This window comes from Yoonia maricola, assembly GCF_002797915.1.
Classification (GTDB): Bacteria; Pseudomonadota; Alphaproteobacteria; order Rhodobacterales; family Rhodobacteraceae; genus Yoonia; species Yoonia maricola.
The window spans coordinates 173634-189831 of sequence record NZ_PGTY01000004.1; the positions used below are offsets into that span (position 1 = coordinate 173634).

16 protein-coding genes are annotated in these 16198 nt (G+C 55.9%); 7 read left to right on the top strand and 9 right to left on the bottom strand.

Annotation, left to right across the window (positions count from 1 at the left end; all coding sequences use genetic code 11):
* Positions 1–56: 56 nt before the first annotated feature.
* Both BC777_RS17690 and BC777_RS17695 read left to right on the top strand, forming a co-directional pair.
* Positions 57–986 carry a VOC family protein gene (locus BC777_RS17690; protein WP_100369543.1) on the top strand — a complete coding sequence of 310 codons (930 nt, stop codon included), beginning with the start codon at positions 57–59 and terminating at the stop codon, positions 984–986.
* A 1-nt stretch (position 987) separates the two neighbouring features.
* Positions 988–1584, top strand: a complete 597-nt coding sequence (locus BC777_RS17695) for an alpha/beta hydrolase (protein ID WP_100369544.1) — start codon at positions 988–990, stop codon at positions 1582–1584.
* Between the two features lie 61 nt (positions 1585–1645).
* Here BC777_RS17695 and BC777_RS17700 read toward each other — a convergent pair whose 3' ends face one another.
* Entirely contained in the window at positions 1646–2293 is a 648-nt protein-coding gene (locus BC777_RS17700; protein ID WP_100369545.1) for an RluA family pseudouridine synthase, read from the bottom strand.
* On the bottom strand, positions 2290–2943 hold the full coding sequence (locus tag BC777_RS17705; RefSeq protein ID WP_100369546.1) for a YggS family pyridoxal phosphate-dependent enzyme: 654 nt from the start codon (positions 2941–2943) through the stop codon (positions 2290–2292). The genes BC777_RS17700 and BC777_RS17705 overlap by 4 nt, the downstream gene beginning before the upstream one ends.
* A gap of 227 nt (positions 2944–3170) precedes the next feature.
* Here BC777_RS17705 and BC777_RS17710 point away from each other — a divergent pair, with 227 nt between their 5' ends.
* From BC777_RS17710 to holA, 5 genes are all read left to right on the top strand, one after another.
* Positions 3171–4481, top strand: a complete 1311-nt coding sequence (locus BC777_RS17710) for a porin (protein WP_100369547.1) — start codon at positions 3171–3173, stop codon at positions 4479–4481.
* Positions 4482–4642: 161 nt separating this feature from the next.
* A complete protein-coding gene (locus BC777_RS17715; RefSeq protein ID WP_375342430.1) occupies positions 4643–5038 on the top strand; it encodes a DUF3576 domain-containing protein in 396 nt (131 codons plus the stop codon).
* 76 nt (positions 5039–5114) lie between these two features.
* Complete coding sequence (gene leuS / locus BC777_RS17720; protein ID WP_100369548.1) at positions 5115–7673, top strand: leucine--tRNA ligase; 2559 nt, start codon at positions 5115–5117, stop codon at positions 7671–7673.
* Positions 7663–8148 carry an LPS assembly lipoprotein LptE gene (gene lptE, locus BC777_RS17725; protein ID WP_245834463.1) on the top strand — a complete coding sequence of 162 codons (486 nt, stop codon included), beginning with the start codon at positions 7663–7665 and terminating at the stop codon, positions 8146–8148. Before leuS ends, lptE begins: the two co-directional genes overlap by 11 nt.
* Complete coding sequence (holA, locus tag BC777_RS17730) at positions 8145–9167, top strand: DNA polymerase III subunit delta (protein WP_100369549.1); 1023 nt, start codon at positions 8145–8147, stop codon at positions 9165–9167. The genes lptE and holA overlap by 4 nt, the downstream gene beginning before the upstream one ends.
* A gap of 52 nt (positions 9168–9219) precedes the next feature.
* On the opposite strand, the gene BC777_RS17735 is transcribed toward holA, so the two are convergent.
* The 7 genes from BC777_RS17735 to BC777_RS17770 form a co-directional block, all read right to left on the bottom strand.
* Positions 9220–9435: a hypothetical protein gene (locus tag BC777_RS17735; protein ID WP_100369550.1), complete on the bottom strand. Its 216-nt coding sequence runs from the start codon at positions 9433–9435 to the stop codon at positions 9220–9222.
* A 385-nt stretch (positions 9436–9820) separates the two neighbouring features.
* Entirely contained in the window at positions 9821–11005 is a 1185-nt protein-coding gene (locus BC777_RS17745) for a TIGR03862 family flavoprotein (protein WP_100369552.1), read from the bottom strand.
* Positions 11002–12309: a mechanosensitive ion channel family protein gene (locus BC777_RS17750; RefSeq protein ID WP_100369694.1), complete on the bottom strand. Its 1308-nt coding sequence runs from the start codon at positions 12307–12309 to the stop codon at positions 11002–11004. Before BC777_RS17750 ends, BC777_RS17745 begins: the two co-directional genes overlap by 4 nt.
* A 103-nt stretch (positions 12310–12412) precedes the next feature.
* Positions 12413–13156, bottom strand: coding sequence for a hypothetical protein (locus tag BC777_RS17755; protein WP_133122589.1), 744 nt, complete (start codon positions 13154–13156; stop codon positions 12413–12415).
* Positions 13157–13289: 133 nt separating this feature from the next.
* Positions 13290–14576, bottom strand: a complete 1287-nt coding sequence (locus BC777_RS17760) for an ammonium transporter family protein (protein ID WP_245834465.1) — start codon at positions 14574–14576, stop codon at positions 13290–13292.
* 187 nt (positions 14577–14763) lie between these two features.
* Complete coding sequence (locus BC777_RS17765) at positions 14764–15372, bottom strand: enoyl-CoA hydratase/isomerase family protein (protein ID WP_100369554.1); 609 nt, start codon at positions 15370–15372, stop codon at positions 14764–14766.
* Positions 15369–16118 (bottom strand): SDR family oxidoreductase, encoded by a 750-nt coding sequence (locus BC777_RS17770; RefSeq protein ID WP_100369696.1) that lies wholly within the window; start codon positions 16116–16118, stop codon positions 15369–15371. Before BC777_RS17770 ends, BC777_RS17765 begins: the two co-directional genes overlap by 4 nt.
* Positions 16119–16198: the final 80 nt, after the last annotated feature.

Below are 16198 nucleotides of genomic sequence, written 5' to 3' on the forward strand. Positions count from 1 at the left end.
CCTTAAGTGCGTTTGTGAAATCGTTATCTATCCCTGCAAAGGAATAGGAGCGCGATATGCTAAATCAAATCAAAGGACTGCATCACGTCACCTCTTTGGCCAGTGATGCCCGCGAGAACAACGCTTTCTTCACAAACGTGCTCGGCTTACGCCGGGTGAAGAAGACCGTGAACTTCGACGCGCCTGACGTCTATCATCTCTACTATGGTGATGAGGCCGGGTCGCCCGGCACTGTCATGACCTACTTCCCCTTCCCCAATGCGGGGCGCGGTGGAAAAGGTGTGGGTGAGGTCGGGCGGACGGCCTTCAGCATTCCCACCGGGTCTGCGCAGGCGTGGCTGGATAGGTTCGCGGCGTTTGCGGTGAAAGGCGTTGCCCAAGACACGCGCTTTGGTGAAAAGCGTGTTCTGTTTGATGGCCCCGATGGCGACCAGTTTGCATTGGTCGAAAGCGATGATGACCGCACCCCTTGGACGGGCAATGGCGTGAGCGAGGTCATGGGTATCCGTGGCTTCCATTCTGCCGATATGCGTCTGAAGGATGCGGGCGTCAGCGGTGAGCTGTTGCAGTTCATGGGGTATGAAAAGCTGGATAGTCAAGACAACGTCACCCGCTTTATCGTCCCCGGCGGCAATGATGCCAATACGATTGACATCGAAGAACTGCCAACAGCAGGGCATGCGTCGCAAGGCGCAGGGTCGGTGCACCACATCGCCTTTGCGGTTGAAAACCGCGCGCGTCAGTTGGAAGTGCGCGAGGCGCTGTTGGACACTGGTTATCAGGTCACCCCGGTTATTGATCGTGACTATTTCTACGCGATCTATTTCCGCACACCCGGTGGCGTTCTGTTTGAGGTTGCTACGAATGAGCCGGGCTTTGATCGCGACGAAGATACCGCACATCTGGGCGAGGCCCTGAAACTGCCCAGCCAGCACGAACATCTGCGGGGCCGGTTGGAAGGCCTGTTGCAGCCCTTAGGTGACTGACATGGCTTACGTCGCAAAACGCACCGAAGGAACGGCGGGTCGTCCGCTGTTCCTGACCTTTCACGGCACGGGCGGCAATGAAACCCAGTTTCATGGGTTCGCGGAACAGCTGATCCGGGGTGCGCACGTCACCTCGCCGCGTGGCGATGTGTCAGAAAATGGCGCGCTGCGGTACTTCCGCAGAACGGGTGAAGGTGTCTACGACATGGATGATCTCGCGCAGCGCACCTCTGCGATGGTAACCTTCATTCAGACCGAAAAAGACTCTGTCACACCGTCAAAGACAATGGGTTTAGGTTATTCAAACGGGGCGAATATTCTTGCCGCTGTTGCGCTCAGTCAACCCGACCTTGTCGATGATCTGATCCTCATGCACCCGCTGATCCCATGGTCGCCAACCCCGCAACCCGGACTGAACGGACGACGTATTCTGATCACCGCCGGTGAGCGCGACCCAATTTGCCCTGCACCAATGACCCAAGCGTTGGCAAATTATCTGACAGCACAAGGGGCAGAGGTCTCGCTTCACTGGCACGCGGGCGGTCATGAGATTGTACAATCAGAAATCGACGCCATCGCGCAATTCGCCAAAGGATAAAGCGTGGGCTCCCTTTTTCATCTTGGCCTGAAAACTCCCGCCGGAGGCATCCTTGGCCAGCTTAAAACGGTGCCTTTGCTGTAATGCGTATCCCTTGGCCCCCGTCAGGATGGCGAAACTGTAACGTCTCTGAATGCAACATCAGGCGCGGGTAATCCCGCGCGGTACCTTCCGCATAAAACGGATCTCCCAGAATGGGATGACCCAGTGCCAGCATATGCACCCGCAACTGATGCGACCGTCCGGTGCGTGGCATCAGCCGTACGCGGGTTTCACCATCGCGGGCGCGTATGACGCGCCAGTCGGTCACCGCTTGTTTGCCGTTCTCATGGTCAACCATCTGCAGTGGCCGGTTTGGCCAATCGACGATCAGGGGCAGATCGACGGTGCCGGTCTTTTCTGCCATCTCGCCCCAAACACGTGCGACATAGGTTTTCTTGGTTTGGCGTTTTTCAAACTGCAGTCCAAGATGGCGCTGGGCGTGGGGGGTCAGCGCAAAGATCATGACGCCCGATGTATCGCGGTCAAGACGATGGACCAAAAGGGCGGTCGGAAAAACCTTCTGGACGCGGGTGATCAAGCAATCCGACAGATGTTCGCCTTTGCCGGGAACGGACAAAAGGCCGCTGGGCTTATCCACCAGCAGCACTTCGTGATCATCATGCAAAATCGCCAGCGGGTCTTGCGGCGGGTTGTAATCGTTGCTCACCCGTAAACACGCTCACCAAAAATGGCCGAGCCGACGCGGATATGCGTGGCCCCTAAAGCGATAGCGCTTTCGAAGTCACTGCTCATGCCCATCGAAAGCCCTGTCAAATCGTTACGCGCAGCAATTTTAGCCAGAAGTGCAAAGTGCAGCGAAGGTTCTTCATCAACAGGGGGGATGCACATCAGCCCCTTCACCGGCAGATCCAGTGCGCGTACCTCGGCCACAAAGGCGTCGGTATCGGTTGGCAGAACACCCGATTTCTGCGGCTCTTCGCCCGTGTTGACCTGAATGTAAAGATCGGGACAGGCCCCCAAATCCTGCGCATGACGTGCGATAGCATTGGCAAGCTTGGGGCGATCCACCGTGTGAATGGCCTCTGCCAGCTGCATCGCTTGTTTGACCTTGTTGGTTTGCAAGGGGCCAATAAGGTGAAGTTCAATGTCCGCATATTGCGTGCGAAAATCGGGCCATTTGCTAGCGGCCTCTTGCACCTTGTTCTCACCAAAGATGCGGTGACCTTGCTCAAGCACGGCCTGAACCCGTGCATTGGGCTGCACTTTGGAGACTGCGATCAGCTTGACGTCCGCAGTATTTCGACCTGCCGCATCACATGCGCTCGCGACACGGGCCTGAATTTCGGCTAGGGGCATGGCAGACTCCAAGAAATAAGGATCACGGTATATTTCGGCCTGAAATAGAGCGAAATTGCACCCGTGTCATCGTTCAAAACTTTGTGTGTCATTGATGCATCATTTTAACCAAAGACCGACAGTACAGCCCTATTTCTCTTGAGTGTTCACATGGAAGGGCGCAGGTAAACGCCAATGCTAGGAAAACTGGCATTCTTGGGAATGCGAAAACACGAGGGAAAATATCCATGAAAAGCACCCTTCTTACAACAACAGCACTGATCCTGCTTGCAGGCGCCCCGGCTGTATACGCTGACGGACACGCAAGCGTTGAATTTGGTGGCGACTTCTCGCTGGGCTTCAACGACGATGGCGACGACGACAACGACGAGCAAATCGGCGATAACGACGGTTTCTACTGGGAAGGTGATCTGAACATCACTGGTACAGCTGCTCTGGACAACGGCGTTACCGCCGGTGTGTCGCTTGAGTTTGACCTGTTCGACGAAACCAACCAGCAAGCGATCCAGTCTGACGGCGTTCTTTTGTCACTGACAACAGACGAAGCTGGCCTGTACTTGGGCGAAACAGAATTCGCGGCGATCACACAGTGGTCAGCAGCCGGTGATATGGAAGCTGACGGCTTCTCTGAAAACGACGGCGAAAACGTTCTGCGCGGTGACGTGTCTTTCGGTGGCTTTGACGCATCTGTATCTTACGTCCTGACACACGCTCTGGGCCACGAAGCTGGCGACAACGGTTTTGTTGACGCGAACATTGATGGCGACGAGCTGGTAGCCGGTGGTTTTGGCGCTACTGACTTCGACGACTTCGAAAACGAAGAAGAAGTTGACCAGCTGTCCATCGGTTTGTCCGGTGAAGTTGGCATGTTCTCCATGTCGTTGGCCTATCAGGAAGAGTCGGTCTCTGCTGGTCTTGCAGCGATTGCTGCTGCCGCAAACGCTGAAGAAGGTCTGACTGATGACGAAACTGATGCAGTTGTAGCAGCTGGTGTTTACGCACCCGGCGTTGCAAACGGTGACTTCACTGAGAACGAAATCTTCGGTATTTCCGCTGGTGTTAACCTTGGTGGCGCAGACATCACTCTGGCATACGCCGAGAAGAGCGCTATTGACGGTGAAGGTGGTGAAAACTCCACTGGTATCCAGGTTGCATATCCATTCGGTCCAGTTACAGCGACTGTTTACTACGTTTCTGAAGACGACGGTTCCGACGAAGACAACTACGGTGTCACAGTTGCTTACGCAGACGGCCCAATCGCAGTCACACTTGACTACGACTACGACCAAGGCATCGATAAAACTGGCCTCGACGCATCTTACGACGTAGGTAACGGTTTCACAGTTCTGGCTGGTGTTTTTGATCAGGAAGACGACGGTACTGACTACTACGTTGCAGGTACATATGACCTCGGCGGCGGTGCAGAACTGCTTGTTTCATACACTGATGCAGAAACAACTGACGCACTGGCTGACGACGAAGTTGGTGGTCCTGACTACCAGGTTGGTACAACTGTTGAAGTGTCCTTCTCCTTCTAATCGAAGCAGAACGACCTGAAATAGCAAGAGCGGCCCCTTTGGGGTCGCTCTTTCTTTTCGCGCAAAGGCGGATGTCCCCTTAACCGCTTGTGACCGCGCCCTGCCTTCGCTACATATTCCCGCAACGCAATTGACCCGATCAAAGGGGACGTGGTTTGAGCATGATGTTTGGTATATGGCGCAAAGCGCTGGCGATTGTAGCTTTGGGCGCGCTGGTGGCCTGCGGAAGCGGCACCCCCCCAACCCCCCGTGGCGCAGAAAATGTGGCCGTGAACCGTTATCTTTGGGCTGCATCGCTTGATGTGCTTAGCTTCCTGCCAGTCCAATCTGCTGATCCCTTTACTGGCGTCATCACCACTGGCTTTGGCACCCCGCCCGGCAGTGGCCGTGCCTACAGGGCCACCGTGCAGGTGACAGACCCTGCGATGGATGCCCGTGCGTTAAACCTCAGCCTGCTGACCGCCAACGGCCCTGTTGCCATTGAAACGCAGCGCGCGGTCGAAGATGCGATCCTCGCACGGGCCCGCCAGTTACGGATTGCTGACGGCGCGCTATAGCCATCGGCATAAAGCCCGATTATGTATAGCGCCGGGCCCATTGCCCGGCGTTTTGCTTTTTTCGAAAGACGATAAGATGACCACCTACTCCCCCGCTACGATCGAGGCGAAATGGCAAGATGCATGGGCCAAGGCCCAGACCTTTAAGGCTGAACGCAGCGCGGATAAGCCCAAGTATTACGTGCTTGAGATGTTCCCCTATCCTTCGGGCCGCATCCACATGGGCCACGTGCGCAACTACACCATGGGTGACGTGATTGCGCGCTATAAGCTGGCCACCGGGCATAACATTCTGCATCCGATGGGGTGGGACGCCTTTGGCATGCCTGCGGAAAATGCGGCGATGGCATCGGGCGGACATCCGAAAGACTGGACCTACAGCAACATCGCCGACATGAAAGCGCAGATGAAGCCGCTGGGCCTGTCGATTGACTGGTCGCGCGAGTTTGCCACCTGTGACCCGGAATACTATGGCCAGCAGCAGGCGCTGTTCATCGACTTCCTGTCCAAGGGCCTGATTTACCGTAAGAAAGCTGTCGTGAACTGGGATCCGGTCGATATGACCGTGCTGGCCAATGAGCAGGTGATCGACGGCAAGGGCTGGCGCTCTGGCGCGGAAGTGGAACGCCGCGAACTGGTGCAGTGGTTCTTCAAGATCAGCGACTATTCCGAAGAACTGCTGAGCGCCATCGATGGGCTGGACAACTGGCCCGCCAAGGTGAAACTGATGCAGGCGAATTGGATCGGTAAATCCCGTGGTTTGCAGTTTGCCTTCCAGCGCACCGATGGTGGTGAGATTGAGGTCTATACGACCCGGCCCGATACGTTGATGGGTGCGTCCTTTGTGGGGATTTCCCCCGATCACCCTCTGGCAAAAGAATTAGAAGCGAAAGACGAAGCTGTTGCTGCGTTCTGCGCCGAATGCCGCAAGGGTGGCACGACCGCCGAGGCAATTGAGAAGGCAGAAAAGCTGGGCCATGACACAGGCCTGCGCGTGAAGCATCCGCTGGAAGGTCAGCCGGATCTGCCTGTCTATATCGCCAACTTCATCCTGATGGATTATGGAACAGGCGCGATTTTTGGCTGCCCGGCCCATGACCAGCGTGATTTGGATTTTGCGCGCAAGTATGCGCTGCCTGTGGTCAGCACTTATGCGCCTGTGAAGGACGAAGGCATCACGATGCCTGAGGATGGCGGCGACGCTTATGTCCCGCCGAAATCTGAACCGGTGATCTACGTGCGCGGCTTTGCTGGCGAAACGGAACAGACGGGCGACGCAGGTATCGCAACGGCGATTGCATTCTGTGAAGCGCATGGGATTGGCGAAGGCGTCACCAAGTTCCGCCTGCGCGACTGGGGACTTTCACGCCAACGCTATTGGGGTGCGCCCATCCCTGTTGTCCATTGTGATGATTGTGGCGTGGTGCCTGAAAAGAAGGAAAACCTGCCGGTTGAACTGCCTTATGACGTCAGCTTTGACACCCCCGGCAACCCGCTAGACCGCCACCCCACATGGCGTGACTGTGCCTGCCCATCTTGCGGTAAGCCTGCAAAGCGGGAAACGGATACGATGGATACCTTCGTGGATTCGTCATGGTATTTCGCCCGCTTCACCTCTCCCGATGCCGACACGCCGACCAATATGGAAGATGCCGCCTATTGGATGAACGTCGACCAATACATCGGCGGGATCGAACATGCCATTCTGCACCTGCTTTACAGCCGTTTCTTTGCCCGCGCGATGCATATGACTGGCCACCTGCCGCAAGGCACAGAAGAGCCGTTCAATGCGCTGTTCACGCAAGGGATGGTGACGCATGAGATTTATGTCACGCGGGACGAAAAGGACCGCCCCGTCTATCATCTGCCCGAGGATGTCGAGTGGACCGAAAGCGGCGCGCGTCTGGGTGCAACTGGGGAAGACATTGATGTGATCCCATCGGCCAAGATGTCGAAGTCCAAAAAGAACGTCGTTGATCCTGACAATATCCTGGCCAAGTACGGAGCCGATACCGCCCGTTGGTTCGTGCTGTCTGATAGCCCGCCAGAACGGGACGTGGAGTGGACTGCTTCGGGTGCGGACGCAACCTTTAAGCACCTCAACCGCGTCTACCGTGTGGCAACCGACATTGCGGCGATGGATGAAGGCACCAGCGTGGGTGATGAGGACTTGCTGCGCGCCATGCACAAGGCGATCCATGACGTGACAATGGGGGTCGAGACATTTGGCTTTAATGCAGCAATTGCAAAGCTTTATGCATTCACCAACGTGTTGGCCAAGTCCAAGGCTGGCGGTGCCGCCAAACGTCAGGCTGCCAAGGTTCTGGCGCAGTTGATGTCGCCAATGACCCCGCATTTGTCAGAGGAAATCTGGGCGATGCTGGGCGGTGAAGGCCTGATTGCCAACGCTCCTTGGCCAGTTGCCGATAAGGCGATGTTGGTCGAGGATACGGTTACCATGCCAGTCCAGATCAACGGTAAACGCCGGGCCGAGATTCAGGTGGCCGCTGACGCCTCCAAAGAGGCGGTTGAAGAGATGGCTATGACGCTTGAGGTTGTTCAAAGCGCGCTTGACGGCGCGGCACCCAAAAAGCTGATCGTTGTCCCCGGACGGATTGTGAACATTGTCATCTAAGCTGATCCCCCGCCGTATGCTGCTCATCAGTTTGATGGGGCTGGCTGGGTGTGGCTTTGCGCCGGTTTACAGCACCAGCAACGGGTTTCGGGGGCGCGTGGCCTTTGAAACGGATGAGAGTGTTGCCGGTTTTCGGTTGCGCGAACAGTTGGAAGACAGGCTTGGGCGCAGTAGTGCACCTGCGTTTGTGCTGAAGGCGACGGTTCAATCCAGTCAAAGGTCTGCGGCTATCACCTCGGAAGGGGATACATCGCGCTTTAATATCATTGGCACGGCCACATGGTCATTGCGTGACACGACCAGCGGCCAGATCATAGACAGCGGAGAAGTCGAGGCCTTTACCAGCTATTCCGCCACCGCATCGACCGTCGCGACCCAAGCAACGCAGGACGATGCCGAGGCGCGCTTGTCCGTGATCTTGGCAGACCTGATTGTCAGCCGTGTTCTGGTCCTGTCGTTAGAGCCCGTGCAATGAAGCTGACGGGCGTTGCCGCTAACAGCTATTTCCGACAGCCGGACCCATCCCATACTGCCTTGCTGATTTTCGGCGCGGACCCGATGCGCGTTGCGGACAAGCGCCAAGAGGTGATCAATGCGCTGGTCGGACCGCAAGGCGAAGAAGAGATGCGACTGACCCGTATCAGTGCCGCCGATCTGCGCAAGGATCCAGCCTTGCTGGATGATGCGATCAAGGCGCAGGGGTTCTTTCCCGGTCACCGCGTGGCCTTTGTGGAAGACGCAACCGATGGATTGTCCAAGGTCATTGCAGCAGCTTTTGCTGATTGGCAGGCAGGTGATGCGCAGGTCGTGATCACGGCCGGATCGCTGACTGCCAAGTCGACCCTGCGCAAGGTCGTCGAAGGCCACAGCAATGCTGTTTCAATCGGTCTTTATGATGACCCGCCAACGATGGCTGATGTCGAACAAGCCTTGCGTGATGCAGGTATTCCTGTGCCAGAGCGTGATGTGATGGATGCGCTGATGGCGCTGGCCAATAGTCTGGAACCCGGTGATTTCAGGCAGACCATTGAAAAGACAAGTCTTTACAAACGCGGTGATGACAGCCCGCTGAGTGTAGAGGATATCACCGCGAATGCGCCGCAATCGGCCGAGGTTGATGTTGACGATATCCTTGATGTTGTGACGACAGGGCAGGCTGACCAACTGGGTCCACTGCTGCGCAACCTTTATGCTCAGGGGGTGACACCAGTTGCGCTGAGCATTGGGGCAATGCGCCATTTCCGCAGGTTGCATGTCGTGGCATCTGATCCGGGCGGTCCAGCGGCTGGTGTTGGCAGGCTACGCCCGCCGGTCTTTGGCCCGCGTCGCGACAAGGTGGTGCGACAAGCCAGCCATTGGGGGCGTGACCGTTTGGAACGGGCGTTAACGGCACTGACGGATGTGGATTTGCAACTGCGCTCTGCCAGTAACGCGCCACAGAATGCCGCGATGGAACGTGTCTTGATCCGGCTGGCGATGCTGGCGCGGCGCTGAAACAAAAAAGGCAGGCCCGCAAGCCTGCCTTTTTCAAAGTCTGAAACTTAAATCAGTCAGCTTCGTTAACAGCAGCCGCGATCAGCAGTGCTGCAAGCACACCGAGAACGACGTATGTTGGGCTGACAGAAGACGTAGCAGGCGCAGGTGCTGGCTCAGCCACGACGACAGGTGCTTCTGTGACTTCTTGAGCCAAACCACCAGCGTTGGCGGCAACGCCGGAAACTGCAATAGCTGCGGCAGCGGCAAGTGTTGTTGTAAAGCGCATATTAATACTCCATTCATGCACGGGGCGGGAAGGTCAAAGCGTGACCCCACCACATTGCTGCATTGAATCAGGGATTGCAGGTAAATCCTAGATACGAAAATCTATGGGGCGGGCGGCGCAGTTGGGCGATATGGCGCCTATGACCGGTTCTTGGTTTATGACGTATGTAACATTGTACGTATTATATATGAAAAACAACATGTTGCTTTATGTATCTGTCGGCAGCGGTTCGCTTTGATTCTGATTTTTTATAGATCACCGAGACGTCAAATAGCAGTAAGATGGTGTAATTTTGCAACACTTTTTGCTGAATTAAGGCCATATTGGGGCGTGTGAGGCGGCGTTGCAGCGATTCTATACTGTCTGAGATATCCGTCATGTCCGTTTAAGATGCGGAAACTACACCATTTTGTCGTGTGAATCGCACGGCACCTGCCCCGGCCATCGCCCCGGTCGCAAGGCAGCCTGTGATCAGATAACCGCCCGTTGGGGCCTCCCAATCCAGCATTTCGCCTGCGCAAAAGACGCCGGGTTTATGTTTGATCATCAGATCATCGGTGAGTGCATCAAAGCGTATGCCCCCTGCGGTTGAGATCGCTTCATCCATTGGTCGTGGTCCGGCGTGCGTAACGGGCAGGGTCTTGATCAACGTGGTCAGGTCATCTGGGAATGGCCGTCCAAATTCAGCCAATAGCGCAGATTGTACAGGCGTGAATTTCAACACCTTGCGCAGGTGGTTCGACAGGCTGGTCTTGCCGCGTGGTTTGTTCAGGGCGTTGCGCAGCTTGTCATGCGACCAGTCCGGTTTCATATCAAGGGTCAGTGCAGCACCATCGCGCATCGCACGCGACACCATATAGACCCCGCCACCTTCGATCCCCCGCGCCGAGATGATGAATTCCCCGCGCGAGGTCTGATCCCCGGCTGTCAGCGCTACGGCCTTTACTGCGGCCCCTAGATATGGCCCCATATGGTCGGACCAATTCACGGAAAAGCCCATATTGGCGGGTTGGAAGGGGGCGACGCTTTCGGGCAGATGCCTGGCCCAGTGCCCGTTAGCGCCCAAGCGCTGCCAGCTTGCACCGCCAGTAGCAAGGATGGTGACTTCTGGCGATAGGGTCCGCATACTAGCTGGCGTTTCAAAGACTAACGTATCGCCGTGCCATCCTTCCCAACGCCAGCGGGTTTCGATCTCTACGCCCAAACTATTCAACCGCGCAAGCCAGGCGCGTAAGAGCGGGGATGCCTTCATAACGGTTGGAAAGACGCGCCCCGTTGATCCGGTGAAGACAGGTTGCCCCAATCCTTCGGCCCATGTGATCACCTCTGCCGGTCCGAACTGGTGCAATGCTGTTGTCAGGGCGGTTGGTATCTGATCACCGTAAGCCGCCAGAAACGTCGCACTTGGTTCCGCTTTGGTGATATTCAGTCCTGATTTTCCCGCCATCAGGAACTTACGCCCAACAGATGGCATCGCCTCTGCCACAGTGACCGAAAACCCGGCCTTGCCAAGGGTTTCTGCCGCCATCAGCCCTGCCGGACCTGCGCCGATGACAACCGCATCTGTCACGCGGGCATCTGGCCTTTGAGTTCGACCACGCGGTGAGGATAGGGGATTTCTATATCGTGGTCTTTCAGTGCGTTCCAGATCAGGAATAGCACGTCAGAGGCATATTTGTTTTTGCCGTCGTCAATCCCTTCAACCCAGAATTCCACCCCGAAATCGACACCGCTGTCGCCGAAGCCACGCAATTCGCAATCGGGTCCTTCGGGGTTTTGCAGGATGCCGGGGTGCTCGGCGACGGCTGCTTCGATGATCGCAGGCACCTTATTGATGTCGGTGTCATAACTAACTGAAAAGGCCACCTCTAGTCTGTTGGCAGACCCGGAATCTGAGTAGTTCACCACCCGCGTCGTTATGAAATCTTCGTTTGGTACCACAATCCAGCGTCCGTCGAAGGTCTCCAAGATCGTGGCGCGTGCGGTCATTTTGATAATAGTCCCGGCCTCGCCCCCGTCCAGTTCGACATAGTCGCCAACGGTGGCTTGCCCTTCGACCATCAGGATCACGCCTGAGATAAAGTTTGATGCAATCTTTTGCAGCCCAAACCCAAGGCCGACACCAACCGCACCCCCGATAATGGCGAGTGAACTAAGGCTGATCCCCATGATGTTCATCAGGACTAAAAAGGCGATGGCGAAGATCGCGAACTCGGATGATTTAATGGCCAACTGCCGGATCGCTGGGCGCAAGGGCTGTTGTTCGATATAGGTCGAGGATTGCGAGTTGGACCATTGGCCCAACCAGAACAGGAAGCTGCCCGCAACGATCCCGCGGGCAATCGCCAGCGCCGAAAAGCTGATATTGCCAAGGTTCACCTGTGCGGCATCCAGTGCTGCGATCACTTCGTCAAGGAAACCCACGGCATAGAGCGCTGCGGCCGGGACCAGCACGTATTTGGCCAATGTCCGCAGGAACGGATCAGTAATGATGTGTTTGGCCAATGCCCGCGCTGCAAGAAACAGGAACACCCGTTTGCCGAACGCAATGACCGCGCCTGAACCAAAAAGCGACCGGGTCACCACCTCTCCTATTGCTGTGAACCCATAGGCTAGCAGGGGCAGCAGCAGCGGCAGGAAAATCAGAACGAACCGCCGGCCTTTGGCCAGTACAGACTGGTTGGCCGCTTCCGGGGTCCAAAAGGACGTGATGCGGGGTGCAATGATCCGGTTGACCAGACGCGCCAGCAAATAAGCCCCGATCAGAAGCCCAAATTGTGACCATGCGGCGGGCGACAAGAGCCAGTCTTGCGCCAAGACCAAGGCCTGATCAAACGCACTACGTGCCTGATCCATCAATGCTGTTGGTTCCATAAAGGCCGCCCCCATCCCTTTTCGTTGTGTCTAGCAGGCCCAGACACATACCTTTGAAAGTAGGATGGTTTTGGCTATCGTATCAAGCCGATCCAGCCATGATTTAGCCGCTTTCGGGTACGCCTGCACTCCAGGTAGGTGGTGATGCTCTGCATGCAGTTACAAAGCCTTCAAACGCGGCCCAGATTTCGCCGCTGGCTTGGTTCCGTGCGGGATGAACCAGAACAAAGTTGAATGTCTGCGCTTCTGTCGGCGGAAGCTGACCGACAACCTCGTTGGCGTAGACATCAATCGACATGCCGGGCGATCTGGCGGCGAAGTTGTTGGCCGTTGATTCCAAGGCAACGCCACCGCGCATTGCGGCTGTCGCGCCAACATCCATGAAACCTGTAAACAAAGGTGCTTGCGCCCCTTGCACCTGTACGGTGCGATCATACTGTAACTTCGACGCATCAAACACAGCGCTGAACAAATCAATCGTAGAGATGTTGCGGCGGCTGATGTGAAAGTAGTTGTTGAAATAGACGATGTGGATGTTGCAGTCCGATCCAGCGATCAACAGGCCTGACTCACTGTCTTGATACTGGGCGACAGTCCGCAACGTATCCAAAGCCTCGGTCACTGATGCGCCCTCTTCCTCCGCCTCTCCGGTTTGCTCATCAAGCAATCGGGAAATGGCGCTGAAGCAGTCAATCTGCGCTGCAGGGTCGTCCGTTATGCTTTGGCAATTTTCCAATAAGGACGACAAGGGATAGTCGTTACCATCGACTGTTAAGATTTGCTCAGCGTTCACATCGCTTGCCAGAGCGCTAAGCGACACCGCAAACCCACACATCAGCATTTTCATCTACTGTACTCCGAAACAAGATTGCCGCACCAGTCGCGACAATGTCACTGATTATCACTGCGTTTAGCAGACAACGGCCTGCCGCTTTGATCTGGGCAAACCGATTGGGGTTGCCCAGACCATGATCGTAAGATCAGTTGCCCACCACGAAATCGCTTTTATCGATCCCGCTGGCTTCTTTGATTGATGTCACGCGGATGCCAATCGTTTCTTTCAGCGCAATCCAGGCCAGGCTGGTCGCGACCGTAACATATGTGATGACGATCAACACCGAGGACAATTGTCCAATAACGGTTGCATCCGGGTTTGTGAAAGCGACAGCGATGGTGCCCCAGATGCCGCAGAACAAGTGCACAGGGATTGCGCCTACGACGTCGTCGACTTTGAAGTAGTCAAGGATTTGCGTGCCCCAATAGACGACCAGACCGCCACCCATGCCAACCGCAAACGCCCAGAATGGCGATGGGAACAGCGGCTCTGCCGTGATCGCCACCAGGCCACCAAGCGCCCCGTTCAACATGTAGGTCAGGTCAAAACGCAACTCGCGCAGGTATGACACGAAAGCGGCCACAATGACCCCGCCCGCGGCAGCCAGATTTGTGTTCAGGAAGATACGTGCGACGTTGGACGCATCTGCATCTGTTGAAAAGCTAAGGTAGGAGCCTGCATTGAACCCGTACCAGCCCATCCACAAGATGAGTGTCCCTAAGGTTGCCATTGGTAGTGAATAATTGCCAAGTGCAACTTTCTTGCCGTCAACAATGCGCCCTTCGCGTGCCCCGACAAACAATGCACCTGTCAGCGCCGCGACGCCGCCGACGACGTGCACAACAGTACTGCCAGCCAGATCTTTGAAGCCAAGCTCAGATGCCAAGAACCCGCCACCCCATGTCCAAGAGGCTTGGATGGGATAGATGACTGCTGTCAAAATGGCCGTAAAGATAAAGAACGACACAAGCTTCAGGCGTTCAGCAATGGCACCCGATACGATTGATGCCGTTGCGACGCAGAACATCGACTGAAAGAAGACATCCGCAGCACCCGCATGCCCGCGACCAACGAAGCCGGTTCCGCCGTCAACAACATCTGTGACTTCGATGGCGCCGTTAAACCCCAGGATACCTGGCATGATCCAGTTGCCACCTGGGAACATCAGGCCATATCCGCAAAGTATAAATGCAGTTGAGGCGATGGCAAAAAGGCCAATATTCTTGGCGCATTGGTTGATGACGTTTTTCTCGCGTACAAAGCCCGCTTCGAGCAGTGTGAACCCGGCTGACATCCACATGACAAGGACGCCGCAGAACACCACGAACAACGTATTCATCACAAAGGGTGAGACGCCAGATGACGCTTGTTGTGCTTGGGCAGGCCCCGCGAACAGCGCGGCCAGCAATATAATTCCGATTAGCTTTTTCAAAACTTGTTACCTTCTACACTAATAAGTTGAATTTATTTTTCGCTGAATTTATGGGCAAAATTATGGCGTGGCTACCCAAAATAGTTGGCAAATATGCCAATATACGCCTAATTATTAACTATAATGATAGAAATTACAGCATTCTTGAATCGACTTAGCTGCCGCGACAAGAATGCGAGGACTGACCCTAAACTGTCATGTCTTTGATTCCAGCAATGTGATCGCGCGCGGCAGTCAGCACATCACCACCCAGCGCAACGGCGGTGTCATGCAATGCATCAATCGCGACAATCTGATCAACCAGCCCCCAGTCTTGTGATTGTTCGGCTGTGATTTTTTGCCCCGCCATCAAGATCAACTTTGCACGGGCGGGGCCGACCAATGTGACAAGGCGTGGGGGATCGGATGGTTGTGGCAGAAACCCCAATTTCATGACGGGATAAAAGAATTTGGCACTGGCCACAGCAATCCGTAGATCACAGGCCAGCACCATCCCGAATGCCCCGCCGGCCACGGTGCCATTCAATGCTGCAATCGTCAGCCCCGGCAGGTTTGCAATCGCGGTCGAAAGGCGCTCCCACACCGGATCAGTCGCAAGACCCGCACGCGCGGCGTCAAGATCGGCACCGGCGCTGAACACACGCCCGGTGCCTGTCAGGATAAACAGCTTTGCACTCTGCGCATTTTCCGCAATCTCTGCCAATTCAACCAGCATTTCGCGGGTCAAGGCGCCGGCCTTGTCGGGGCGATTGATCGTGACGGTCCATACATCCCCGTTCTTGTCACAGCGGATCATACTAGGCCGACTTTTTCGCGGATGTCGTCTTCGCGCAGGCTGATATCTTCACCTAGATAGGCATCCGCCTCTGACGTGCACATCCATAACAGGGCCTCTGCCGGCCATTCGGGCGGGATATGGGCGGACCAATCAAGCTGACTGACAGGGTTGATCCCCGACGCCTTAATCTCGCGCTGCATTTGCGTAGCGACGGTGCCGGGCGACAGGCCCATGATCCGCAGGCCTTTGTCGCGCGCTTCCTTGTCGGCGGCGCGCGTCAGCATATAGACAGCCGCCTTGGAGCTGCAGTAAGCCGTCCACCCCTCAACCGGGCCATGGGCCGCACCGGATGAGATGTTGATGATCGTCCCGTGTCCTTGCGCAATCATCCCTGGCATCACGGTGTGCATTCCGTGCATCACGCCTTTGAGGTTGATGTCGATGGTGCGCGACCATGCCTCAGGGTCGGTGTCTTGCAAGTGGCCGATGGGGTCCACGACGCCTGCGTTGTTGATCAGTACGTCCAGCCCACCAAAGGTCTGTGCTGTAGCAGAAACCGCCGATGCCACGTCTGAGTAGCGTGAGACGTCACAGGGGATTGCCAGCGCCTTATCCCCAATGTTTCCGGCGATTTCAGCAATATCATCGGTACTGCGCGCTACAAGGGCCACGTTTGCGCCTGCTTTGGCGAATGAGTAGGCTGCAGCCGCGCCAATTCCGCGGCTGGCCCCGGTGATCAGTACGGTTTTCCCGACTAAATTGATGTTTTTCACTGCGGTCCCTTTCGGATTATGTTTGGGATAGCTACGTATTGCACCAATCGTAACGCCCTTCGGTGCTATAT

Excerpts from the sequence above, each read along its gene's own strand:
- BC777_RS17690 (WP_100369543.1), top strand. The coding sequence starts at position 57 with ATGCTAAATCAAATCAAAGGACTGCATCACGTCACCTCTTTGGCCAGT.
- BC777_RS17695 (WP_100369544.1), top strand. The coding sequence starts at position 988 with ATGGCTTACGTCGCAAAACGCACCGAAGGAACGGCGGGTCGTCCGCTG.
- BC777_RS17705 (WP_100369546.1), bottom strand. The coding sequence starts at position 2,943 with ATGCCCCTAGCCGAAATTCAGGCCCGTGTCGCGAGCGCATGTGATGCG.
- BC777_RS17710 (WP_100369547.1), top strand. The coding sequence starts at position 3,171 with ATGAAAAGCACCCTTCTTACAACAACAGCACTGATCCTGCTTGCAGGC.
- BC777_RS17715 (WP_375342430.1), top strand. The coding sequence starts at position 4,643 with ATGATGTTTGGTATATGGCGCAAAGCGCTGGCGATTGTAGCTTTGGGC.
- leuS (WP_100369548.1), top strand. The coding sequence starts at position 5,115 with ATGACCACCTACTCCCCCGCTACGATCGAGGCGAAATGGCAAGATGCA.
- holA (WP_100369549.1), top strand. The coding sequence starts at position 8,145 with ATGAAGCTGACGGGCGTTGCCGCTAACAGCTATTTCCGACAGCCGGAC.
- BC777_RS17735 (WP_100369550.1), bottom strand. The coding sequence starts at position 9,435 with ATGCGCTTTACAACAACACTTGCCGCTGCCGCAGCTATTGCAGTTTCC.
- BC777_RS17750 (WP_100369694.1), bottom strand. The coding sequence starts at position 12,309 with ATGGAACCAACAGCATTGATGGATCAGGCACGTAGTGCGTTTGATCAG.
- BC777_RS17755 (WP_133122589.1), bottom strand. The coding sequence starts at position 13,156 with ATGAAAATGCTGATGTGTGGGTTTGCGGTGTCGCTTAGCGCTCTGGCA.
- BC777_RS17765 (WP_100369554.1), bottom strand. The coding sequence starts at position 15,372 with ATGATCCGCTGTGACAAGAACGGGGATGTATGGACCGTCACGATCAAT.